Origin of the sequence: Parasaccharibacter sp. TMW 2.1884, from assembly GCF_023337695.1 — a bacterium.
GTDB classification, from domain to species: domain Bacteria; phylum Pseudomonadota; class Alphaproteobacteria; order Acetobacterales; family Acetobacteraceae; genus Bombella; species Bombella apis.
This window is the reverse complement of the sequence record NZ_QORR01000001.1, coordinates 261,501-284,754: the sequence shown is the minus strand read 5'-3', so window position 1 is coordinate 284,754 and position 23,254 is coordinate 261,501. Positions and strand designations below refer to the sequence as shown.

Sequence of the window (23,254 nt, the reverse complement as noted above, 5' to 3'; positions counted from 1 at the left end):
GACCACTCATCTTTTTTACACATCGAAGCGCCCGACGATACGGGAGCATGACCCCTTTTTTCAAACGAATTGAGACAACCAGCATCTCAATCCCTATAAAGTAACATTTAACAACCTGAAAAATGTTTCAGATTACCTATCCTCCCGCAGGGTCTTCCCGCAAGTGACCTTTTTAAGGCCGTGCATCCCCCGTCCTGTACAGCAGAAGGTAAAGCCGTGCCCCAAGGGCAAAGGCCGTCACACCCAGCCCGGCCGCAAGGCCGATCCATAGCCCCTCCACACCATAGCCTTGGTGGAAAGCCAGCCAGTACCCCAGACCGATCCCCACGACACCATAACTCACGATACTGATCACCATCGGAACAAAGGTATCCCCACAGCCCCGCAACGCCCCGTTGCAGACAGCCTGCACCCCGTCGACAATCTGGAAAATTCCGGCAATCTTCAGCAGCAGGACGGTAGTGGCGAACGTACCGGCATCCGGTGGTCCACCAGTATAATAGAGGCGGGCGATCCAACCCGGCAGCAGCATGAGGACAAGGCCCGTCAGAATGGTCCAGGCCAGCACCAGCAACAGGGCACCGCTGGAAGCCCGACAGGCTTCTGCCCTCTTCCGGGCCCCCCGCCAGTAAGCCACCCGTACGTTCGCCGCCTGCCCGATGGCCAGACACACCATGAAAAGCAAAGAAATCGTGTTCAATGCAACCTGATGCGCCGCAAGGCTGCGTGTCCCCAATCGCCCTGCATTGAGAGTCGTGATCTGGAACAGCAGCAGCTCGGAGGCTGCCGTGACCATCATGGGCAGACCCAGCACCAGCAGTTCCCTGAAGAGCGGCCAGTGGACCCTCGCAGGCTTCAGCAGGTGCCGGAGCTGTGGCCGCCCGAGGCAGAGAAGCAGCAGGACGAGGCTCATGGCCCAGCCCGTCAGCATCGTGGCATGAGCGGACCCGAACAGCCCATAGGCTGGCAGGCCGAACCAGCCATGAATCAGGGCCGCATTGAGCACCCCATTGCACAGGGCCATGGCTGGCATCGTCCACAACAGCAGGGATTCCGCTCCCAGGGATGGCAGAGCCACACGACACAGGCCAAGCAGAACCAGATTGGGCCACAGGGCATAGAGCAGCACATTGATGAACTGCCCTCCCTGCCTGGTCACCATCTCCGGCTCCCCCATCAGGCTGAAAATACCGCTGGAACAGAGAAGAAGGAGCAGACAGGGAATAAACGCCACCATGCCCAGCACGACCCCCGCACTGATGATGCTGCGCCTGTCATGCCCGCCCCCATGGCCATGCTCCACACCACCACGGGCATGGGACAGCAACACGCCGACTCCACCAAGCACGGCCTGAAAGGAGATCATCGTCGTGAAAAAGAAATTGTTGGAAATTCCCCCGATGGCGACTGCATCCACCCCCAGGCTGCCCAGCAGAACGGTATCCGTCACCGCCATGGCCATCTCCGAAAGCTGGGACAGCGCAAGAGGCAGGCCAACCTGCACAAGAGTGCGGATATGGGTCGGCATCCCCACAATCTGGGGGCCCTGTTTCATACGTGATGCAGACATGAGACCGTCTCTATCGCATATAAAGCAAAGTGCAAATTCTAAAAATAAATTCCCCTGTTGCACCAAACGCATCTCTGTCGCATTGAACAGACATGAGCACGCAGAAGAGCAATACAGCCCCCATCTCCCCCCGGCCCGGCCTGAGGCTTCACAACAGCCATCAGCGCACCACTGTTCCCTTCACCCCCGATGATGCCAGCAATGTCCGCCTCTATTTCTGCGGGCCAACCGTGTATGACCGGGTCCATCTCGGCAATCTGCGCTCCATGCTGAGTGCAGACGTGCTTGTCCGGCTGCTCAAGGCGCTCTACCCACAGGTTACCTACGTTCGCAACATTACCGACATTGACGACAAGATCATCCAGCGGGCACGGGAGAATGATGAAGACATCTCCCATCTGACAGAACGGACCACGAAAGACTTCCACGACGATCTTGCTGCCCTGAACATCCTGCCTCCCACTGTGGAACCCAGAGCCACCCAGCACATTCCCGACATGCTGGAGATGATCGGCCGCCTCATCACGCAGGGCCATGCCTATGAGACGGAGGGGCATGTTCTCTTCGACGTCACATCATTCCCCAGTTACGGGGCCCTGTCGGGCCGCTCGCTGGAGGACATGCTGGCCGGTGCCCGAGTGGACGTGGCCGACTACAAGCGCAACCCTGGCGATTTCGTCCTCTGGAAACCTTCCCGCAACGATGAGCCGGGCTGGGACAGCCCATATGGCCGTGGCCGCCCCGGCTGGCACATTGAATGCTCCGCCATGGCAGAACGCTATCTTGGGGAGAGTTTCGACATTCACGGCGGTGGAAACGACCTGCTTTTTCCCCACCACGAGAATGAACGGGCACAATCCCTCTGCTGCTATCCGCATGGCCATTTCGCCCGGCACTGGGTCCATACCGGGATGCTGCTCTCCAATGGTGAGAAGATGTCCAAATCCCTGGGCAACTTCCATACCATCCATGAGGTGCTGGAGCGTGCTCCAGCCGAGGCCCTGCGGCTGCTCTTTCTTGGCTCCCATTACCGCTCCACGCTGGACTTCACATGGGAGAAGCTGGACGAAGCCCGCCGCATCATGGACCGATTCTACCGGGCGCTGGAGAAAACGCCACCAGCCAGCACGGACAGCATTCCGGCCGACATGCTGGAAGCCCTGTGTGACGACCTCAACACGCCGCTGGCCCTCAGCGCTCTCCACCGTTACGCCGATGCTGCGCTGGAAGGCCAGCAGAGTGCTGCGAACCACCTCTGGGCCGGCGGGCAGCTGCTTGGGCTGTTCACCATGAAACCGGCAGACTGGTTCCAGGGAGGGACAGACCTTGATCCCGCCACCATTGAAGCCCTGATTGAAAAACGTCTGGCCGCCCGCAAGGCCCGTGACTTTGCACTGGCCGACCAGATACGCAACGACCTGGCAGAACAGGGCATCCTTCTGGAAGATGGACCTGCCGGCACAACATGGCGGAAAGGATAAGTCATCCCATGACAGGCCGTAATGGTGGAGCTGATCTGGCTCCGCCCGCTCCCTTTGACCCCGTCGTCATCCTTGTCCGCCCGCAGCTGGCTGAAAATATCGGGACCACCGCCCGGGCCATGGCCAATGGCGGGCTGTTCCATCTCCGCCTCGTGGCCCCCCGTGACGGCTGGCCGCAGCCCCGGGCCTGGTATGCCTCCTCCGGTGCCGACCGCATCCTTGAAGAGGCCACGGTCTTCGAGACGGTGGATGACGCCATCGCCGACCTCCACCGTGTTTTTGCCACCTGTCCACGCCCCCGCCACATCATCAAACCGGTCATGACAGCCCGTGGAGCAGCAGCAGAACTGCGGGCCACCAGCAGCCGGAAGCTGAAAAGCGGCATCCTCTTCGGTCCCGAACGGGCAGGGCTGGACAATGAGGACATGGCCCGGGCGGACACACTCATCCGCTATCCGCTCAATCCTCGCTTCATGTCGCTGAATCTGGCCCAGGCGGTGCTGGTCATGGCCTATGAGTGGTACCTGACCGAAGATACGGTGCCGGAGCAGTATCTCATGACCAACGAGACGCATGTGGCAACCAAGGGCGAGGTGGAAAATTTCATGACCCACCTGCTGCGGGACCTCGATGAGTGCGGTTTCCTCCACCACGAGCAGAAAAGGCCGGGCATGATCCGCAACCTGCGCCATCTTTTCGCCCGTGGAGAGGTGACAGAGCAGGAACTGCGGACACTGCATGGTGTCGTGAGCGAACTCTCACGGGCCCGGAAAATCCGCCATATGAAATGACCCGTCCCAGCCTGCCCGGCCAGATTCCGGGCAGGCAGCATCCCCATCCCTCCATCCTGCCATAGGCTCCCCATGCATCTGAAACTGCCAGAAACCCTGCTCCACCAGCATAAGACGGCACCACAGACACCGGGTCTGAGCCTTCTCTCGCAGGACAACATCCTGAACATCGTCACGCGCAGGAAAACAAAGGGCCGCCTGCTGGGAGACATGTATCACAACTGTCTGACCATGGGGTGGCTGCCCTTCTTTGCCACGATGACAGCCGCCTATCTGCTGCTCAACCTGCTGTTCAGCGTCGGTTTCTATCTCGTGCCGCATGGGCTGAGCAACGTGCACAGTGGAAATTTCTGGGGAGACTTCTTCTTCAGCGCCCAGACCCTCTCCACAGTCGGATATGGATATATCTATCCCCAGAGCCCAGCGGCCAATGCACTCGCCACGTTCGAGATGCTGGTGGGGGTCATCTCGACCGCCATCATCACCGGGCTTGTCTTCGCCCGTTTTTCACGCCCGCAGGCCAGGGTCCTGTTCAGCAGCATCGTCACGATCTTCCAGGAGGGGGAGAATCTCAAACTCAATTTCCGGCTGGGAAACCTGCGCAATACACCGTTGATGAATACCAGCGTGGAGGCCATTCTGGCCCGTACGCGATGCGACGAAAATGGCCATACCTCGCTCCAGCTGGAAATACTGCCACTGGTTTACAACCATTTCCCGGTTTTTCCGGTCAGCCTCTCCTTCACCCACCACATCACGGAAAGCAGTCCACTCCACGGGCTGGACAAAGCCACCCTTGAGGAACAACAGGCCCGCATTTTCCTCATCTTCAATGCCACCGATCCCGTTTCAGCGCAGGATGTCTTCGCCCACCATACCTACATGGCACAGGACATGCTCTACGGGGCACGCTTCGTCAGCCTTCTGAGAGCCTCCGGACAGGGCCTGATGGAAGTGGATTTCAGCCTCTTCCACACGACATCTCCAGACCCGCTGCCCGCCAGGGATGAGGAGCCCATCACCGTGACAGATGAGACCTCTGCCGGGACAGACTGACAGGCAGCCCGCCCCGGTCTCATCAGGTCAATGCTGCATGGCATCCTGCAGACGGTGCAGGACCCGCTCCCGCCCCATGAGCGGCAGAAGGGCTGCCAGTTCAGGCCCGGCATCCTCGCCTGTCAGGGCCAGACGCAGGGGCAGGAAGAGCGTCTTTCCCTTGCGGCCGCTTTCACTCTTCAGCACGTCAGTCCAACGCTTCCAGACCGTCCCATCCCACGGTCCTTCCGGCAGGAGACGGGCTGCTTCCTGAAGAAACCCTGCCTCTTCAGGCTGGGACGGAGCCACGATGTCCCCCTGCACGACAGACCACCAGTGAGCGATCTCCACGGCCAGATCGATATTGCCCCGGATGGCCAGCCAGAAGGCCTCATCAGCCCCTTCCGGCAGGTGAGGCCGTATCTCTTCATAGGACATGCCATGCAGGACACGGCGGTTCAGCCCCAGCAGCTGCGGAACATCGAACCGGGCCGCTGACCGGGACACATGGCCGATGTCATAGCCGCGCACGATCTCATCCATGCTGGAGGCGGCCTGCGGGTCATCCGAACTGCCCAGACGGGCCAGATAGGCCACGAGGGCACGGGGCTCGATCCCGTCATTACGCAGTGTGGAAAGGGCCAGCCCGCCCAGACGCTTGGACAGCTTGCCACCATCCTGCCCCAGCAGCAGCGGCAGATGCCCGAAGGTGAAACGCCCTTCCTTCGCCCCGAGGGCCTCGGCAAGGTCAAGCTGCACGCCCGTATTGGTCACATGGTCCTCACCCCGCAGGATGTGGGTGATGCCCATGTCCAGATCATCAATCACCGAGGCCAGCGTGTAGAGGATGCTGCCATCCGCCCGCACCAGAACAGGATCGGAAACGGCGGTCAGCTTCACATGGCAGTCCCCCATCACGAGGTCGGTCCAGCGGCGGGTAGCCCCGCTCAGCTTGAAACGCCAGTACGGCACCTTGCCGTTGGCCTCTGCCCGGGCACGCTGCTCGGCCGTCATTTTCAGCATGCCACGGTCATAAAGCGGCGGCTTGCCGGCCCGCAGACGCTGCTCCCGCTTGTATTTCAGCTCCAGCTCACTCTCAAAGCAGGGATAGAGCCGCCCCGTTTCCTTGAGGTGCTCGATCACCTCCTCATACCGGGCAAGACGTTCCGACTGGCGGGCGTACTCGTCCCAGTCCAGCCCCAGCCAGGTCAGGTCCCGGCGGATGGCTTCCTCGTAGGCACTGTTGCCACGCTGCGTATCCGTATCATCCATCCGCAGCAGGAACCGGCCACCATGCCGACGGGCGAACAGCCAGTTCGCCACGGCAAGACGGGCATTGCCAACATGAAGATGCCCTGTTGGTGAAGGGGCAAAACGTACTTTCATACCGTACTCTGTTCTCATTCTCTCATGGGACGCATGGCTGCAGGACCGGTTCCCGGTCCCTTACTGCTGCCCGTCCTGACGGCGGCGGATGACCTCCGCCACGAAGGCCTCATCATCATCGTCATCCTGACCGTCCTCATCAGGCGGTCCGGCCAGTTCCTCGTCACTCACGAGGCGGCGGGGGTCCAGTGCCCGCCAGTCACGTTCCATCGGCGTGGCCGGGCTGGAAACGAAATCATCCAGTTCCGTGCTGGACTTCCATCCGTCTTCCCCAGCATCCACGACCTCGGCATTCTCGCCAAAAGCAAACCAGCTCTGCAACACATCCCGATCCGCCGCACCGGGGACACGGCACCGCTCGATGCTGTCCCGCACATAGGCCCGGGCAAAAGCGTTGGCGTGGGCGAGGTCGAAGAAGCCCTTCACCTCTTCCACCACATCATCGTCACCCTCACTGGCGCCGGACTGATCCAGAATACGGACAACCCAACCGGCTTCATCCTGCTTCATGGTTGCCTCGGCCTCTGCCTGCACGGCTTCCTCCGTACTCTGCCCGCTTTCTCCGCCCCGGATTCCATTGATGAAAGCCCGTCTGGCTTCTTTATCCTCGTCATTCATCATCCGGCCCTTTCCTGAATTTTCTGAAGAAGGAACTCACGCCCGATCTTCACCCTCGGCTCACCGTCGTAGGAAACAATATCAGCCGTGGCGTAGGTTTCTGACCAACGATCCGGCAAGAACGACCCCGTCCCCACAATGTCGATCGGTGCAGAAGCATCATGCATGGCCATGCATTTGGAAATACCGAACCCGGACGAAACGACAATTTTCACCTTCGGAAAACCTGCCTCATCCAACGCTTCCCGCATCCGCCAGATGGCGGCCGCAGAAACGCCCGTCCCTACCAGATAGCGCAGCTCCTTTTCCGACCGGTAGCGGCGGATGGTGCCTGGCGTGTTCCGCTCCAGCACCTCATAGGAACGCTGCGGGTCCAGCCCTTCGAGGAAGCGCCCTCCGTGCGTGTCCAGCCGCACACTCAACTCACCTGCGGCGGCCCTTTCCGGAAAGCGGCGACAGACTTCCAGCATGTCCGTCACTTCCTGCCCAAAATAGTCCACCAGCACAGTCAAAGGTTCATCAGGGAACCGCTCCACATACATTTCCGCCGCCCGCAGGGTAGACCCGGCATAACCGATGAAGGCATGAGGCATGGTCCCCAATCCACGCTCCTGCCCGAAAAAACGGGCCGTGGCATGGTTGGCATTGCCGATGAAGCCCACGGCCCCTTCCGCCTGTGCCGCCCGTGACCCCACGGCGGCAGCATAGGCCATCAGCTCCTGCATCTCACCACCGGCACAATGACGGGCATCCATCGCCAGAAAAGGCACCTTCGGCAGGGCAAGGGCCATCTGGTAGGCGTTATGAGCTGCCACGCAGGCAGCACCCGTCTTCTGGAGCAGCAACGTCTCCAACGGCGCCAGCGCAACAAGCGACCCTGTCAAATAGAAGAGCGGATCCCCTGCTCCGACCCATGTACCTTCTGGATGCACCTCCGTGATCCTGACGGAAAAACCCTGATGCCGGGCGACATTCTGCACCCATTGCAGGGCCAGCCCATAGGCCGCCACGACTGGACGGCGGACGAACACGGCATAGGTGACCTCACAATCGCCAAACTGGCTGACGATGTCCCGCATCCGCAGGAAATAGGCATCCGTCCGTCCCTCGATCTGCGGCGCATCCAACGCCTCCTGCGGGCTGCGGGCCTGCTCGAGAGTCTGTTTCCAACTCATCACGCTGTCTCCCCTGACAGAACTGGGCCGATCCTGCGCTTACGGCCGGGCGGACACCTTCAGCGTTTTCCGAAAATACGCTTCAGCCGGTCTGAAAGCTGAAAGGCGATCTCCAGAGACTGCTCGGCATTCAGCCGCGGGTCACAGAATGTCGTGTACCGGGTCGGCAGATCGGCATCCGTCAGACACCGGGGACCACCCGTACATTCCGTCACGTCGCTGCCGGTCATCTCAAGATGAATGCCACCAGGCACCACACCGGCCTGCTCGAACACATCAAGGAAGCCCATGATCTCGTCCAGAACATGCTCGAAAGCACGGGTCTTGTATTTGTTGGACGACGTGGTGGTGTTGCCGTGCATGGGGTCACATATCCATGTCACGGTCCGGCCTGTCCTGCGCACGGCCTCCAGCAACGGGGGCAGGAGCTCACGCACCTTGCTGTGGCCCATGCGGGAAATGAGCGTGATGCGGCCTGCTTCATCCTGCGGATTAAGGATTTCCAGAAGTTTCTGGAGATCCTCAATGGTCGTGGTCGGCCCGACCTTGATGCCGATCGGGTTGTCCACCCCACGCAGGAACTCCACATGCGCCCCCTCCGGCTGGCGGGTACGGTCGCCAATCCAGAGGAAATGGGCCGACAGGCCATAATGGCGGCCTGTCACCTCATCCACACGGGCCAGAGCCTGCTCATAAGGCAGGAGCAGGGCTTCATGAGAGGTATAGAACTCCACCTCATCGTAATGCGGGGCATTGTCCTCCACGCCACAGGCTTTCATGAAGGCCAGCGTATCCTCCACCTGGGAGGCCAGCTGTTCATAACGCTCACCCTGCGGGGAGTTGCGGACATAGTCCAGATTCCAGCGATGGATGTCATGCAGATTGGCAAACCCGCCCCGGGAATAGGCCCGCAGCAGGTTCAGCACGCCTGCCGCCTGAAAATAGCCCATCTCCATACGGGCCGGGTCCGGCCTGCGGGCCTCGGCAGTGAATTCCGGACTATTGACATTGTCACCACGGTAGCAGGGCAGCTCCACGCCATCCCGCTTCTCCACATCGGAAGAACGGGGCTTGGCATACTGCCCGGCCATGCGCCCGATCTTCACGACCGGAACCTTGGCGGAGAAGGTCAGGATGGCAGCCATCTGCAACAGGACACGGAACGTATCCCGGATGATGTCCCCGGTGAACTCCCCGAAACTTTCGGCACAAGGCCCTCCCTGAAGAACGAAGGCCTCCCCGCGGGAGGCAGCCGCCAGACGCTCTTTCAGGCGGCGGGCCTCCCCGCCAAAAACGAGCGGCGGATAGCGATGCAGACGTTCTTCCACTGCGGCAAGGGCTGCCCCATCCTCATAGGTCGGGGCCTGACGGATCGGACGCAGGCGCCAGCTGGCCGGTGACCATTGTGTCGTGCTGCTGTGCCCGTCTGACTGCTGCATCTTGTTCTCCTGCGACAAGGGAAGCGACCCTGCTCATGGGATGGGCCGCCCGTAACGTAATGGTTGGAGCTGTCATTCCAGTGGGTGATTTTATGACCGAAATGCCCGCCGAATGGTAGAGCAGGCCGCAAAATATTCAACCCGGCTCCTTTCGCCCATGCGGCCATGCCATGACCGCCCTGCGGTTCCTTCATCATTTTACCCTGAAAAGGCTTGATCATCCCGCCGCCTGAAAGGATATATGGGGGAAGGAAGTACTTCCCATCTACGCAGGAACAGAACACACATGGCTTCGCCTTTTCATTCAGTCTCCAGATGCCTGACAGCCGTGACGGCTGCCCTCGGTCTTGCGGCTCTTGTTCCGGCTGCTATGCCGGGTGCCATGGCCCAGACGGTCCACTTCAGCACCCCCTATCAGGACAACCCCGCCACTACCTCCTCAAAACAGGCTGCCCAGCAGGCACAGAAAAACGCCGTGAAAGGTGGTGAGCACTTCCGTGCCCGGGGGCATCGTCCGCCGCCGCCGGGCTATCAGGATGTTCCCTCCACGGAGTTCGAAAATGGCCCGGACCCGGAGCACGAGGCCCATCTCCGCTCCAACCGTGATGCTGTCACGGGCAGCAATCTCGGCAAATTCGGCAGCTCCTATCAGGATACCAACCCCATCCAGAGTGGCCAGGTGGGTGACGCTACCGGCAATGGCTGGGTCGCCCCGCGCGGCAATGGTTTCTGAGGGGAAAAGCGACCTGTAAACGGTCAGCCCGCCCCCGGAAAAGCCCCGTCTCCCCGCTAGGAGACGGGGCTTTTTTTCATCCTGCCCCCAGTACCTGCCCTGCTGCGGCGCCATACCCCCTGAGAAAGAACGTCCGGCTTGTCTGATACTCAAAGCGGATGATCCTGAGGCAGCCTATCCCGGCAGCAAGGTCCCGCCGACGGGACAGCCCTCTACTGCCATGGAAGACAGTTTCCAGATGGGCCTGTTCCTGCGTGAACTCTTCCACCGTCATCGGGCTGCTTTCCTGCCCCTGTTCAGTCAGATGGATGATGTCCCGGACCATATGCTCCCCGGCGGCCAGGGCGCTTGGGGGCAGACGCCCGAGCGCAACAAGGTCCCGCAGGGTCAACAGGTTCCGCCCGACCGTCATGACGGCCAGCGTGCCACGAATCATGCTGTCAACCTCATCCTGCGGGATCTGGCCCGCAAAACGGATGATCTGCTCCATCCGCAGGGTTGTCTCGTTGGTCCAGAGCCGTTGGGTCTGGGCCCGTCCCCGCAGGGGCTCTTTCAGCTTCTGAATCTCCTTGACCAGCTGCCGCCGCAACTGTGCCCATGCCTGTGTCACGGAGAAAGGCAGAACCGTGCGGAACACCTGCACACCGCTCCACAAGGCAAGCAACAGGGCAAGCGACTGGTTGAACCATGTCACCTCATCCACCCTGGCCTGATTGTCCAGAGTTAGAACCCACGGAAAGAAATTGACATAGGACGCTGCAACCCCTGCCAGAGCGGGTATACGCAGTGCCAGCCCCCCGAGGAACATCAGCACGGCAACCGGTATGGCGAAAACGGCATAGTCCGACGTGATGGGCATGACCAGGAAAACCGGAATGATGCTGGCCAGTACGGAGCAGACAGCCCCATAGAAGAAATATTTGCTGATCAGGATCATGTTGTTCATGATTGCGAACCGGGCGCACACCACGCTGAGCAGGCTCATGTAAGCCCCCCCATAGGACCATGCCGTCACCTCCCAGACAAAGGCGCCGATCAATATGGCCACGGCAGCCCGGATGGCGTTGATGGTTGCAAGCCGCCCATCCGCCTGACGTTTTATGCGATGGCGTTTCAGGGCGGGCAGTTTCCGCAGACCTGCATAGTGGGACTCCACCGCCGAGCGGAAATCAATGAGCATGATCTCCACCCCTACCCCAACAATACCCTGCTGGAGAGCATCCTCATCATCCCGGGAGAGGCAGCGTTCCAGCTCGTCATGATTTTCCTGGAGCATGGTTTCAAGCTGGCCCAGCCCAGCCATGACATGAGCCGTGTCCTGCCTGAGCAGGGCTGCGATGCCATCCAGCTCCCCGGCGACACGTTCCAGGCCGGCTGCCAGCCGGGCCGGTATGTGCGGTGCTGATGCAAGCCGGGAGCGGACCCCCACCCCACGGGCCAGCACGAAGGACACACGCTCCAGCGTCACATAGGCCTGATCCGCCTCTTCGCCTGCATGACGGGAATCAATACGGATGAATTCAAGCTGATCATTGAACCCCTGCAACGAGCCAAGAATGCGGGTCATCTCCGCCACACCCTTCTCGTCCTGACGCAGGATGAGGGCCAGAGCCGCGGCTGTCTGGCTGAGCAGGGCAGCCATACGCTGCTGGAGGTCCGTACGGGCCACCCGGTCTGCCCCCGGCACGGTGACCATTCCTGCCACCATTTCACACACCACACCCAGCAGGATGTAAGACCCGCGGGCCATGGCAATATAGAAGACCTGATCGGGATGTTCCGAAGCACCGACAGCAATGATGGCCCCGGTATAACCGGCCAGAACCATGGCATAACCCCGGAAATTCTCCAGCATGCAGGCCATGCCGGTACACCAGCCAACCCAGCCGGCCAGCAACACAAAGAAAATCCACGGATGCTGCGGGGCTACCGCTATCAGGCTGATGCCTCCCACCATGCCCAGCAGGGTTCCGGCAATGCGCCAGCGCCCTTTGGAAAGGCTCATCCCACGGGAATTCTGCGCCACGATCCAGACCGTCATGGCAGCCCACTGGGGCGATCCCATCTCCATCCAGAAGGCGATGGCAAGCGCCACAAGCGAGGCGATGGTCGTCCGCAGGGAGAACAGAACGGCACTCAGGGTATTCGGCTGTAACTTGAGCCAGTTCATGATCCGCCCTGCCCTCCTGCCAGCCCGTTCAGTGGCGGTCCACCAGACGGGTGGGCGTCCTCATCGTCACGAACTCTTCTGCCGTGCTGGGGTGCAGGGCCACGGTCTGGTCCAGCTGCTTCTTTGTCAGCTTCGCCGTCACGGCAATGGCCAGCATCTGGATGATCTCAGGAGCATCCGGCCCGACCATGTGGGCACCCAGCACCACATCACTGTGACGGTCCACCACCAGCTTCATCAGTATCTTCCCTGCCCGTTTGGGCAGCGTCTGCCGCATGGGGGTGAAGCGGGACGTATAGATGGCAAGATCATGCGTTTTGGCTGCCTCTTCCTCGCTCATCCCCACGACACCCACGGGGGATGAGAAGAAGACGGCCTTCGGCAGGGTCTCGAAGGACCATGTCCGCCCCTGCGGATTGAAGAGCTGCTCGGCCAGCATGTGACCTTCCGCAATGGCAGTAGGGGTCAGGTTGTACTGATCCCTGACATCCCCGATGGCATAGATGGAGGGCACATTGGTCCTGCCATCCACCCCCGCCACGACATGTCCTTTCTCCACCGCCACACCTGCGGCATCCAGCCCCAGGGAATCCACGGCAGCCCGGCGCCCCGTAGCCATGATGACCGCATCGACCTCGTAAGAGGCCCCGTCATCCATCACCAGACGGACGGCCCTGCCGCCACCAATATCCTCCAGACGGACCGGCGAGGTGCCCGGATGCTGGGTGATGCCATGCAGGTCGATCAGCTCCCTGAGATGCGTACGGACTTCCTCATCAAATCCACGCAGTGGCAGGGGCTGGCGGTAGAACAGGTCCACCTGCGAGCCCATGCCCGCCAGAATCCCGGCGAATTCCACCCCGATATAACCGCCGCCAATGATGGCAACCCTCTGGGGCCGCTCGGGCAGATGGAACAGCTCATCAGAGGTGATGGCCAGCTCAGCACCCGGAATATCCAGCCGCACGGGGGTGGAGCCGGGTGCCAGAACGATCTTCCTGGCACGGACGCGCTGGACCGGAGCCTCCGGTGCCAGAACGGACGGGCCGATCTCCAGCGTATTGGCATCCAGCAGCCGGGCATCACCCGTGTAGAGGTCGATCCCGGCCTTCTCCAGCATGGAGACATAAATACCATTCAGCCGCTCGATTTCCCGGTCCTTGGCGGCAAGGAAGCCGTACCAGTCAAAGGAGGACGGGCGCTGCACATCCCAGCCGAACGCCGGGGCATCCTCGATCATCCGGCCCGTTTCGGCTGCATAGACCATCAGCTTCTTGGGAACACAGCCCAGATTGACACAGGTACCACCCCAGTGTCTGCGCTCGGCAATACCCACACGGGCACCATTCTGGGCTGCAATGCGGGCGCAGCGCACCCCGCCCGACCCCGCACCGATCACAAAGAGATCATAATCCTGCATAACGTTCCTCCCACCTCTCCCCCTTCAGCCAGGGGAAACAGGCCCTGATTATCGCCACACCTGCATGACCCGTTTCCACCAGATAGCAGAACGGGCAGGCCCGAGGGGCTTCACCGATGCGTGAGGGGCCCCGCCACACATCGCCTACTCATACCCGCTCGAACCTGCCCGCTTACGGGTCCGCTGATTTTACAGCCTCGCCTTTACCGCTCGGCAAAAGCCTTTTCGACCACATAGGAGCCCTGACGGCTCATGTTGCCTTCCTCAAAGCCACGCTCTTCCAGCAGCTTCTGGGTATCGGCCAGCATCTCCGGGGACCCGCAGATCATCACGCGGTCATGCTCGGGGTCCAGCTCGTCAATGTTCAGGTCACGGAAGATGCGCCCGTTATTGATCAGGGCCGTGATGCGCTCCTGCACGGGGAACTCCTCACGGGTGACAGCCGGATAATATTTCAGCTTGGCGGCCACATCCTCACCGAGGAACTCATGTTTGGGCAGGATGTTCGTGATGTAATCACGATAGGCCAGCTCGCCACGCTCACGCACCGTATGGGTGAGGATCACGTTCTCATAACGGTCATAGGCGTCCGGGTCCTTGATGAGGCTCAGGAACGGCGCAAGACCTGTCCCGGTGGAGAGGAAATAAAGATTGCGGCCCGGCTTCAGGTTGTCCAGCAGCAGGGTCCCCACCGGCTTGCGGCCGATCAGCACCGTGTCACCCACCTTGACGTGACGCAGGCGGGAGGTCAGCGGGCCATTCTCCACGGCAATGGAGAGGAACTCCATCTGATCCTCATAGTTGGCGGAAGCAAGAGAATAGGCACGCAGCAGCGGCTTGCCCTCCACCTCGATGCCAATCATCGCAAACTGGCCGTTGGAGAAACGCAGGCCAGGGTCACGAGTCGTTGTGAAGCTGAAAAGGCGGTTCGTCCAGTGATGGACCTGCTGGACCTTGGCCGGATAGAGGTGACCATATTCCTTGGTCGGTTCGGCAAGGCGATACTGGCCCTCATGCCCTTCAAAGGGGACAAGGCCGGTCAACGGCTCATCAATCACGGGTGTGGGGGCGGATTCAGCGGGGTAAGGCGTGCTCATGATCCGTCGTCATCTCCAGAAATGCAAAAATCACATCATGTTCAGTCAACAGGGCACGGCACCACCCGGAGACCGGGGGCACCGACCGGCATGTTCGACAACATGCCTTTCTTTTACCCGATTGTCACCAGAAACGGGACGCCATGCCCCCTTTTCTCTTGACTTCCCGGCCCTGCCCTCCTGAAAACACCTGCATGACAGACAGTTCCCAGCCCCACGATCCCTCCTCCTTCACCCCCGCCTCCCCGGCAGAGCGTGCCCTCGAACAGGCTGAATCTGCCTTTGGGGCGCACCTGGCCATCACCCCACGGGAACGGGCCTCCCTCCTGCGGCAGGTCGCCCGCCGGCTGGGAGCCGACAAGACGGAGATCAACGAGGCCGAGCTGCTCCATGCGCTCTGCCAGGTCCGCCGCCGCAGCTGGGCCAGTGGCATGATGAACCGTGCCCATCGCAACGGAGATGTCTGGGTCCGCAAGGCCGATGTCCTTCTGGCGGCCGAACGCATCAGCGATCCGCTGATTGACGAGAACGGCCAGAACGCCGTGCTGGAAAGCGTGCTGGAAGAACGCTGGCGGGACATGGCAGACACCCCCCTGCGGGTGCTGGACGACATGCGGGCGGACTTTGCCGATGTCGGCACCTTCCTCTCCGGCACGCAGATTGAACGGCTCTCCCACAGCATCGCCCGGGCCTTTGGTGGCGTGGACCTTGGCTTCGAGGATGAGATGATCCTTGAGGAGGAACGCCGGGCACGGGAGCAGGAAGATATCCGGGCCAGGGCCGAAGCCCGCCGAGCACGGGAACTCCAGAAGATCAGGGACTGGGAAGCCACCCTTGTCGGCTTCGAGAAGGTTCCTGCCCTGCTGCACTGCTCCCGCCGGGAGGCCCTGCGCTGGATCGCCGAGAACCGCATCCCCGTCGCCAAGCGGGACATGCAGCCGGACGGGCTGGAAATTTTCCATTTCGACCCGGCAGAGCTGAAAAAATGCCGCCCCCTGCTCAACAGCTGGCGACGTGGCACGGGCCAGAAGGAGAGTGACGGCTATGATGACAGCCCGCAGGCCCGCAAGGGCAATGCGGCCATCGCCCGTGTCGCCGCACTGGACCGCTTCGCCGCCCATTTCCGCACTGCCCGTGCGCTGAAACGCCGCATCACGCTGGTGACCGGCCCTACCAATTCCGGCAAGTCCCACACGGCACTGGAGGCCCTCTCCCAGGCAGAGAGCGGTCTGGCCCTCGCCCCCCTGCGGCTGCTGGCCCATGAATTCCGGGAAGCCATGCTCAGCCGGGGTGTTCCGGCCTCACTGACAACCGGAGAAGAACGCATCATCGACCCCACGGCCCGCCATCTGGCCGCCACGGTGGAGATGTGCCCCTTCAGCAACCCTGTTGACGTAGCCATCATCGATGAGGCCCAGATGCTCAGCGACCCGGACCGGGGAGCGGCGTGGACGGCCGCCATCATGGGCGTTCCGGCACGGCACGTCTTCATCCTCGGAGCGGCGGACTGCATCCCGCTCGTCAAGCGCATTGCCGAACTCTGCAATGACCCGGTGGATGAGATCCATCTGGAGCGCAAAAGCCCGCTCCGCCCCGCCGGAACACTGGCCCTGACGGACCTGCGGGCCGGTGATGCCCTCATCGCCTTTTCCCGTCGGGACGTGCTGGACCTCCGGGCCGAACTGATGGCCCATAACCGCCGGGTCGCCGTCATCTATGGTGCCCTAAGCCCGGAAGTCCGCCGGGCCGAGGCCGCCCGCTTCAACCGGGGTGAAGCGGACATCCTCATCGCGACGGATGCCATCGGCATGGGCCTCAACCTCTCCATCCGCCGGGTGGTGTTCAGCACGCTGCGCAAATATGACGGACGGCAGACACGCAACCTTGTCTCGCAGGAAGTCAAACAGATCGGTGGACGGGCAGGCCGTTTCGGCAAGCATGAGGAAGGGCTGGTCTGCGTGCTGGAAGGGGCAGGCCGCCCCAGCTTCATCCGCCAGATGCTGGACGCTCCGCCGGAACCCACGCTGGAACTCCGCCCCCTCGTCCAGCCCGATGCGGACATCGTGCAGGCCGTTGCGCAGGAAATGGGATCAGACAGCCTTTACGGCGTGCTGACCCGCATCAAGCGGGCCGTCCTCCGCCCGGATGACCCAAATTACCGTCTTGCCGACATGGAGCAGGCTCTGGAAATTGCCGCCGCACTGGAAGGCGTGGACGGGCTGGACCTCTCCACCCGCTGGACCTACGCCATGTGCCCGATCAACACACGGGACAACGGCATCCCCCGCCTTGTGGAATGGGCCGCCCTCCATGCCCGTGGGCAGCGCATCTTCCCCCCCGGCACGGGCCGCCTCCCCGCTGCGGCCACGGCCGGGCGGGAAGAGCTGGAACGGGCCGAGAAACGCCATCGTCGCCTTGTCACATGGCGGTGGCTGGCCATGCGCTTCCCGGAGAACTATCCGGAACTCATCGTTGCCGAACGCAATGCCGCCATTCTCGATGAATGGATCGAGCAGGTTCTTCGCACCCAGAGCCGGATGCGTGAATCCTCCCGCCGCCATCAGGGCCGCCGGACTGGCCCGCCTCCCGGGCGGCAGGAAAATCATGGTCGGCCCAAGGGACCACGAGGCAAGGCTGGAGGCTTCGAGAAGAAAAAACCACACAAACGGCGCAGGAAGGAATAATCCACCTCAAAAAACGGGCGGGCCTTTCACAAGGCACGCCCGTTCCTGTTTCAGGTCAGCCAGTCAGCCTCAGCGGCTGGGAATGGTGACCATGGCCCCCTTGGCAGAAGCTGTCTCCGCAATGGCATGAATGAACTGAAGCATCGAAAAAGCCAGCTTGCTGGCCAGGTCATCCTTGGCAATCCAGTACCATGACCCTTCATACTCGACGGAGGTGTAAGCCTGCTCGTTGCTGGGTTTCTCCGGACTGCAATGAATGATGATGGCCGGCTGCGGTTCGTTCGGACCACGGACCACGGACGGAGCCGTCACGCCCTTGTCCACCATCTTCTGCGGCACTTCCATCGTGCTCGCAACGTCTTCCCAGATCGACAGCATGGAACGTGTCACCATCGCCACCTGGCCCGGATGATCCGCCGTACGGCCATAGATGACCTCGGCCTGTTCACAGCCCGGTGGCAACTGGAGAGCCTGCCGCACCTGCCCCTGAAGCTCGGTAATCTCCGGCGCACTGCTGTGGGGCAGCAGGATGAAGGTCCGTTCTGGCTGAGCGGGTTGCGTCTTGGTTGCCGGTGTCGGCGCAATGCTCCGGATACTCAGCGCATTGCCTGCCTGGAGTTTCCGCAGTGCCCGCAGCAGATAGGTGAAACGGATGGAAGCTTCCTTGCCTTCCGTCCCGGCAATCGTGCTGGTCGTGTTGCTGGCTGGACCGATGGACTGCATCGTCATCTGCAACAGCGTATCGACCGGCAGACCGCTGGAAATCAGCGGCAGAAGCGTCTGCGGTGAGATGGGCCGCAGGATGTTGACCGAGAACTGCATCCCGGAAACCGGCTGATACGTCACCGTCGGGCTGTCACTATAGGAATAGCCCAGCGAGCCGCCCAGTGTTCCCCCGGCACCCTGAATCCAGGGCGTACCGCTGATGTTCGCACTGGTATTCGTCTCTGCCGTATAGGCCGAGATGATCTGTGTCGGTTCGATCAATGTAGGTGACAGGGAATAGCGGAGCTGCACGATGTTGAAGAGCATCTCCTGATTCTGCTGCCGACTCATCTCCTTCTCATAATCCAGCCGGTCGCGCCGCATGTTGTGTGGCCCGATAGATGATGAGCAGGCAGACAGGGCCAATGTACCCACAGCAAAGGCACATCCCAGAGAACGAAGCAGTGTCATGAGTTATCCTGAAAAACAAAATATGCCAGAGCGTCCATGCCGCCTGCACATGATCAAGTCCACGACATCTATCACAGGCCCCCCGCCACTGACCAGCAAGCAGGCTCATGACTCAATGGAAATATTTTTCAGGCCTCAAGCACCATCAAGCAATCATCCATATCCCAGCCGATACGGATGATCCCTCCTGCTTTTTCAGGCCCGGATGACGTCCAGACCACCCATGTAGTGGCGCAGAACCTCCGGCACCCTGATGCTGCCATCTTCCTGCTGGTGGACTTCCATCAGGGCGATCATGACCCGGCCCACAGCAAGGCCAGAGCCGTTGAGGGTATGGACGAAAACCGTCGTCTTCTCCCGGCGCATCCGGGCATTCATGCGGCGGGCCTGAAAGTCCCTCGTGTTGGAGCAGGACGACACCTCACGCCATGCCTGCTGCCCCGGCAGCCAGGCTTCCAGATCGTACGTCTTTGCCGCACCAAAGCCCGTATCCCCGGCACAGAGCAGCACCCGGCGGAAGGGCAGGCCCAGCCTTTCCAACACCGTTTCGGCAGCACGGGTCATGCGCTCATGCTCCGCCTCGCTCTCCTCCGGTGCCACGACGGACACAAGCTCACATTTGGTGAACTGATGCTGACGGAGCATCCCCCGCACGTCCCGCCCTGCCGACCCGGCCTCGGACCGGAAACAGGTGGAAAGGGTCGTCATGCGGCGTGGCAGGCTCTCGGCGGGCAGGATGTCCCCCATGACGGAGGCCGTCAGCGGCACTTCACCGGTCGGGATCAGCCAGCGGCCATCATCGGTATGGAAGGAATCCTCGGCAAATTTCGGCAGCTTGTCCGTGCCATACATGGCTGCATCATTGACGAGCAGAGGGACAGTCACTTCCTCATAACCGAATTCACCCGTATGGGTATCCAGCATGAACTGCCCCAGTGCCCGCTCCAGCCGGGCCAGGGCGCCCCGCAGCATCACGAAGCGGGACCCGGCAATTTTTCCCGCGGCGGGGAAGTCCATCATGCCCAGAGCCTCGCCCAGCTCGAAATGCTGCTTCGCCTCGAAAGCGAAGGACGGCACCTCCCCCCGCTGATGCACGACCACATTGTCGTTTTCATCCCGGCCATCAGGCACGTTTGCATCCAGCTGATTCGGCAGCTGCTGGAGCACATCATCGATACGCTTCTGTATCTCATTGGCACGGGCTTCCAGAGTGGCGATCTGGTCCCGCAGGGCGGCACCACGGGCCTCGATCCCAGCCGTATCCTCACCTTTGCGCTTGGCCTGTCCGATTTCCTTGGCCAGCCCTTTTCTCTGCCCCTGTGCCTCCTGCAACTCGGCCAGGGCGGCACGGCGCCGCTCATCCTCCTTCACGAGGGATTCAGCCACGGCGGGCAGGCCACGACGGGCAAGGGCGGCATCAAAAGCGGCGGGGTCTGCACGTAGGGCTTTAAGGTCATGCATGGGTCGGGATACTCCGCTGGGTCTCTACAACTGTCAGGGTCTGTCTATACCAGTTTCCCCTGCCGAGGAAATGTCGCCTTCAGGCGGCGTCCCCACGCTCGGGCAGGGCCTCATCATCATCATCGGCCGTAACCGGCTTCGGCTCGACCATGCGGGCGGCAAGGATGGACACCTCGTACAGCCCGACCAGCGGTATGGCCAGCCCAAGCATGGTGATGGCATCCGGCGGGGCGATGACCGCCGCAATGGCGAAGGCACCTACATAGGCATAACGGCGGATGCGCCGCAGCAGGGCCGTACCCACCAGTCCGGCCCGGACCAGAAGGGTCAGCACCACAGGCAGCTCGAAACAGATGCCAAAGGCCATGATCATCTTCGTGACCAGATTCAGATATTCCGACACGCGGGCCTGAAGTTCAATCCCCATCTGGTTCTCACCACCAAGCTGCTGGAAGGACAGGAAGAACTTCCACGCAAACGGGAAGACCAGATAATAGGCCAGCGCCGCCCCGGCCAGAAACAGCAGCGGCGTGGCGATCAGGAACGGGGCGAACGCCTTCTTCTCATTGCGGTACAGGCCCGGCGCAATGAATATCCATGCCTGGATGGCCATCATGGGAAAAGACAGGAAGAACGCCCCGAATACGGCCACACGCACATAGGTGAAGAAAGCCTCATACAGGGCGGTATAGATGAGATGCGGCTGCTCGCCCTTCTGCCGCATGATGCTGGCCAGAGGCGCCGCCAGAAACCGGTATATCTCGCCGGAAAAATGATAGCAGACGAGAAAGGCCACCACAAAGGTTGCCAGAGACCAGATGAGCCGCCGCCGCAGTTCCATCAGATGATCAAGCAGGGGCATGGGCGTATCACCGGCCACGCTGCGCTCCTGCGCCTGCCCTGGCACCGTTCCGCCCCCCGGCGCCCCAGCAGGCTGCTCCACCTGCTGGGCGGGTGTCCGTGCCGTATCACCGGATGTCTCAGGCTGAACCATGCTGCGGCTCTCCTTTCATGCTCTCAGAGGGCTGGGCTGCTGTCAGGATGGCCGCACGACGACCATTATGCAGGGCAATCTCCGGCGGAAGAAATGCCGGACGGTGCCAATAACGGGATTCCTCGATCAACCGCAGGGCTGTTGTCGGAGGAAGGATGGCCGGGGCACGCTCCAGCGCTTCTGCCTGTGCCTGCATACGGGCGTTATGAGGCTGGGCGGGGGGAACATGGGACCGGGAGCCCCCCAACTCCTCACTGCCCGGTGCGGGCGGTGGTGGAGGTGGTGGTGGTGGCGGTGGAGGCGCCATGGGCATCCCTTCCTGCCGCCCAACATCCAGCTGCCTGTCCAGCGAGCGGTCCGGGTCAATGGCCCTGCGCAGCTGCTCCCGTGGGCTGAACTGCCTGATCTCCCGCAGCTGGTCCCTCGCCTCGCTGAGATCCGCCTCCTTGACCATCTCATCAATATGCTGCTGGAACTCTGCCCCCAACCGACGGATGCCCTTTATGGCTCTGGACAGGGTCCGCATGGCTACCGGAAGGTCCTTGGGGCCGATGCAGACGAGGGCCACGATCACCAGAAGGGCAATTTCTGTCCAGCTCAGGTCGAACATCGGTGGCCATCTCCCCTCATGAAGGCTGTATGGTGTCTTCTAGCCCAGTTCCCGCCCCATCGGAAGAAGGCTCGAAAAGCAATTCCTCCCTACGGGGCAGGTCTGCAAGGCTTGCAAGGCCAAACAGTTTCAGGAACTGGGGCGTCGTTCCCCACAGTACGGGACGGCCCGGTACCTCCTTGCGACCCCTGGGCGTGATCAGCCCTTCCTCCAGCAATGTATCAAGAATGCTCTGCCCCAGCCGGACCCCGCGGATCGTCTCGATCTCCACCCGGGTGCAGGGCTGGTGATAGGCCACGATGGCCAGAGCCTCCAGTGTCCCCTGGCTCAGCCGTCTCGGCCGCTCGATCACCCGTGCCAGAGCCGGGCCGAACATGGCTCTCGTCCGAAACTGCCAGCCACCGGAAATGGCCTGAAGCTCCACCGCATGGCCCCTGTACCGCTGGGCTACCCCATCCAGCACGGCACCCGGACTGTCGGCCTGTGCCTCCAGCCCCTGCTCCCGCAGAAGCCCCACAATGCTGCTGGCCGTCACCGGCCCTGCACTGGCAAAAAGCAGAGCCTCCACGAGGCTTACAGCTCTGGCAAACTCATCCTGCCCGGCCATGTCCGGCGGGAGCTCCTGAAAGGCTGGCCCTCTCTCATTCATGCCCGGTCTCCTCTCTTTCCCGCCATTCAATAGTGCCGAAGGCCCTGTCCTGCCGCAGCTCCAGCCTGCCGCCACGAGCCATTTCCAGCCCGGCCATCAGGGCACCGGCCAAAGCAGCCCGCTTCTCCAGCGCTCCACCTTCCATCAGCTCTGGCAGAACATCTGTCAGGGACTGCCAGCCTGCCACCCGCCTGCGCCCCAGCAGGCGGGCCAGAGCCTCCCGCGCCTGCTGGGCACTCCAGTACCGTGCCACGCGGGGGGAATAGGTCCGCTTGCGCCCTCCCCGCCGCCGTGCCGCCAGATAGGCCAGAACAAGGGACGGCACATCCCCCTTCAGCGGTGCCATTTCAATCCGTGTGTGATTTTCCGCCTCGGCCCGGGCGAAAACATCCCGTCCCAGCCGTGGCTGTTCCTCCAGCCAGGCGGCCGCCCGGTGCATCTGCTCCAGGTCGATCAACCGCTCATGCAGCTGGCCCGCAGCATCCTCCGCTTCATCATCCTGCTCGGCCGAGGGCAGAAGAAGGCGGGACTTCAGCCACGCCAGCCAGGCTGCCATGACGAGCCAGTCCGCCGCAATTTCCAGCCGCAGGGCCGCCGCCCCCTGCCGGGCCCGCTCCACAACCTCCAGATACTGCTCACTGAGCTGGAGAATGGAAATCTGCTGGAGGTCCACCTTCTGGGAACGTGCAAGGTCAAGCAGAAGGTCCAGCGGTCCCTCGAATCCCTCCAGCACGAGATGCAATGCGTCACTCACTGGCTGATGCC

Annotated in this window: 19 protein-coding genes; 5 read left to right on the top strand and 14 right to left on the bottom strand. The window is 61.7% G+C overall.

Annotated elements, in window-relative coordinates; translation table 11 throughout:
* Positions 1-172: 172 nt before the first annotated feature.
* Complete coding sequence (locus DTI93_RS01235) at positions 173-1,570, bottom strand: MATE family efflux transporter (RefSeq protein ID WP_232086312.1); 1,398 nt, start codon at positions 1,568-1,570, stop codon at positions 173-175.
* A 92-nt stretch (positions 1,571-1,662) separates the two neighbouring features.
* On the opposite strand from DTI93_RS01235, the gene cysS reads away from it, so the two are divergent.
* The 3 genes from cysS to DTI93_RS01220 all read left to right on the top strand — a co-directional run bounded on the left by cysS (position 1,663) and on the right by DTI93_RS01220 (position 4,898).
* Complete coding sequence (cysS, locus tag DTI93_RS01230; protein WP_248630397.1) at positions 1,663-3,051, top strand: cysteine--tRNA ligase; 1,389 nt, start codon at positions 1,663-1,665, stop codon at positions 3,049-3,051.
* Between the two features lie 8 nt (positions 3,052-3,059).
* Positions 3,060-3,842 (top strand): RNA methyltransferase, encoded by a 783-nt coding sequence (locus DTI93_RS01225; protein ID WP_043560726.1) that lies wholly within the window; start codon positions 3,060-3,062, stop codon positions 3,840-3,842.
* Positions 3,843-3,914: 72 nt separating this feature from the next.
* Positions 3,915-4,898: an ion channel gene (locus DTI93_RS01220; RefSeq protein ID WP_103765385.1), complete on the top strand. Its 984-nt coding sequence runs from the start codon at positions 3,915-3,917 to the stop codon at positions 4,896-4,898.
* Positions 4,899-4,925: 27 nt separating this feature from the next.
* On the opposite strand, the gene gltX is transcribed toward DTI93_RS01220, so the two are convergent.
* The 4 genes from gltX to DTI93_RS01200 form a co-directional block, all read right to left on the bottom strand.
* A complete protein-coding gene (gene gltX / locus DTI93_RS01215; protein ID WP_192848025.1) occupies positions 4,926-6,263 on the bottom strand; it encodes a glutamate--tRNA ligase in 1,338 nt (445 codons plus the stop codon).
* 60 nt (positions 6,264-6,323) lie between these two features.
* Positions 6,324-6,773, bottom strand: coding sequence for a hypothetical protein (locus tag DTI93_RS01210; protein ID WP_154981695.1), 450 nt, complete (start codon positions 6,771-6,773; stop codon positions 6,324-6,326).
* Between the two features lie 107 nt (positions 6,774-6,880).
* A complete protein-coding gene (locus DTI93_RS01205; protein WP_043560740.1) occupies positions 6,881-8,056 on the bottom strand; it encodes a nicotinate phosphoribosyltransferase in 1,176 nt (391 codons plus the stop codon).
* 59 nt (positions 8,057-8,115) lie between these two features.
* The gene (locus DTI93_RS01200) at positions 8,116-9,495 is read right to left on the bottom strand and encodes a class II 3-deoxy-7-phosphoheptulonate synthase (RefSeq protein WP_043560743.1); all 1,380 of its coding nucleotides are present in this window, start codon (positions 9,493-9,495) and stop codon (positions 8,116-8,118) included.
* 286 nt (positions 9,496-9,781) lie between these two features.
* Between DTI93_RS01200 and DTI93_RS01195 the strand changes: the two genes are divergently transcribed.
* On the top strand, positions 9,782-10,228 hold the full coding sequence (locus DTI93_RS01195; protein ID WP_043560745.1) for a hypothetical protein: 447 nt from the start codon (positions 9,782-9,784) through the stop codon (positions 10,226-10,228).
* Between the two features lie 76 nt (positions 10,229-10,304).
* Here DTI93_RS01195 and DTI93_RS01190 read toward each other — a convergent pair whose 3' ends face one another.
* The 3 genes from DTI93_RS01190 to DTI93_RS01180 form a co-directional block, all read right to left on the bottom strand.
* Positions 10,305-12,398, bottom strand: a complete 2,094-nt coding sequence (locus tag DTI93_RS01190; RefSeq protein WP_081562990.1) for an FUSC family protein — start codon at positions 12,396-12,398, stop codon at positions 10,305-10,307.
* 28 nt (positions 12,399-12,426) lie between these two features.
* Positions 12,427-13,818 (bottom strand): glutathione-disulfide reductase, encoded by a 1,392-nt coding sequence (gene gorA, locus DTI93_RS01185; protein WP_249079390.1) that lies wholly within the window; start codon positions 13,816-13,818, stop codon positions 12,427-12,429.
* Positions 13,819-14,021: 203 nt separating this feature from the next.
* Positions 14,022-14,915, bottom strand: a complete 894-nt coding sequence (locus tag DTI93_RS01180; RefSeq protein WP_081562988.1) for a ferredoxin--NADP reductase — start codon at positions 14,913-14,915, stop codon at positions 14,022-14,024.
* A 194-nt stretch (positions 14,916-15,109) separates the two neighbouring features.
* On the opposite strand from DTI93_RS01180, the gene DTI93_RS01175 reads away from it, so the two are divergent.
* Positions 15,110-17,599, top strand: a complete 2,490-nt coding sequence (locus DTI93_RS01175) for a helicase-related protein (protein WP_249079388.1) — start codon at positions 15,110-15,112, stop codon at positions 17,597-17,599.
* A gap of 69 nt (positions 17,600-17,668) precedes the next feature.
* On the opposite strand, the gene DTI93_RS01170 is transcribed toward DTI93_RS01175, so the two are convergent.
* The 6 genes from DTI93_RS01170 to DTI93_RS01145 form a co-directional block, all read right to left on the bottom strand.
* Entirely contained in the window at positions 17,669-18,775 is a 1,107-nt protein-coding gene (locus DTI93_RS01170; protein ID WP_052349118.1) for a hypothetical protein, read from the bottom strand.
* A 195-nt stretch (positions 18,776-18,970) separates the two neighbouring features.
* Complete coding sequence (gene serS / locus DTI93_RS01165; protein WP_249079386.1) at positions 18,971-20,236, bottom strand: serine--tRNA ligase; 1,266 nt, start codon at positions 20,234-20,236, stop codon at positions 18,971-18,973.
* Between the two features lie 79 nt (positions 20,237-20,315).
* Positions 20,316-21,098, bottom strand: coding sequence for a twin-arginine translocase subunit TatC (gene tatC / locus DTI93_RS01160; protein WP_043561487.1), 783 nt, complete (start codon positions 21,096-21,098; stop codon positions 20,316-20,318).
* A 118-nt stretch (positions 21,099-21,216) separates the two neighbouring features.
* Entirely contained in the window at positions 21,217-21,840 is a 624-nt protein-coding gene (tatB, locus tag DTI93_RS01155) for a Sec-independent protein translocase protein TatB (protein WP_052349119.1), read from the bottom strand.
* A gap of 16 nt (positions 21,841-21,856) precedes the next feature.
* The gene (gene scpB / locus DTI93_RS01150) at positions 21,857-22,489 is read right to left on the bottom strand and encodes an SMC-Scp complex subunit ScpB (RefSeq protein WP_081847733.1); all 633 of its coding nucleotides are present in this window, start codon (positions 22,487-22,489) and stop codon (positions 21,857-21,859) included.
* Positions 22,482-23,243, bottom strand: coding sequence for a ScpA family protein (locus DTI93_RS01145; protein WP_081562984.1), 762 nt, complete (start codon positions 23,241-23,243; stop codon positions 22,482-22,484). The genes scpB and DTI93_RS01145 overlap by 8 nt, the downstream gene beginning before the upstream one ends.
* Between the last annotated feature and the right edge of the window lie 11 nt (positions 23,244-23,254).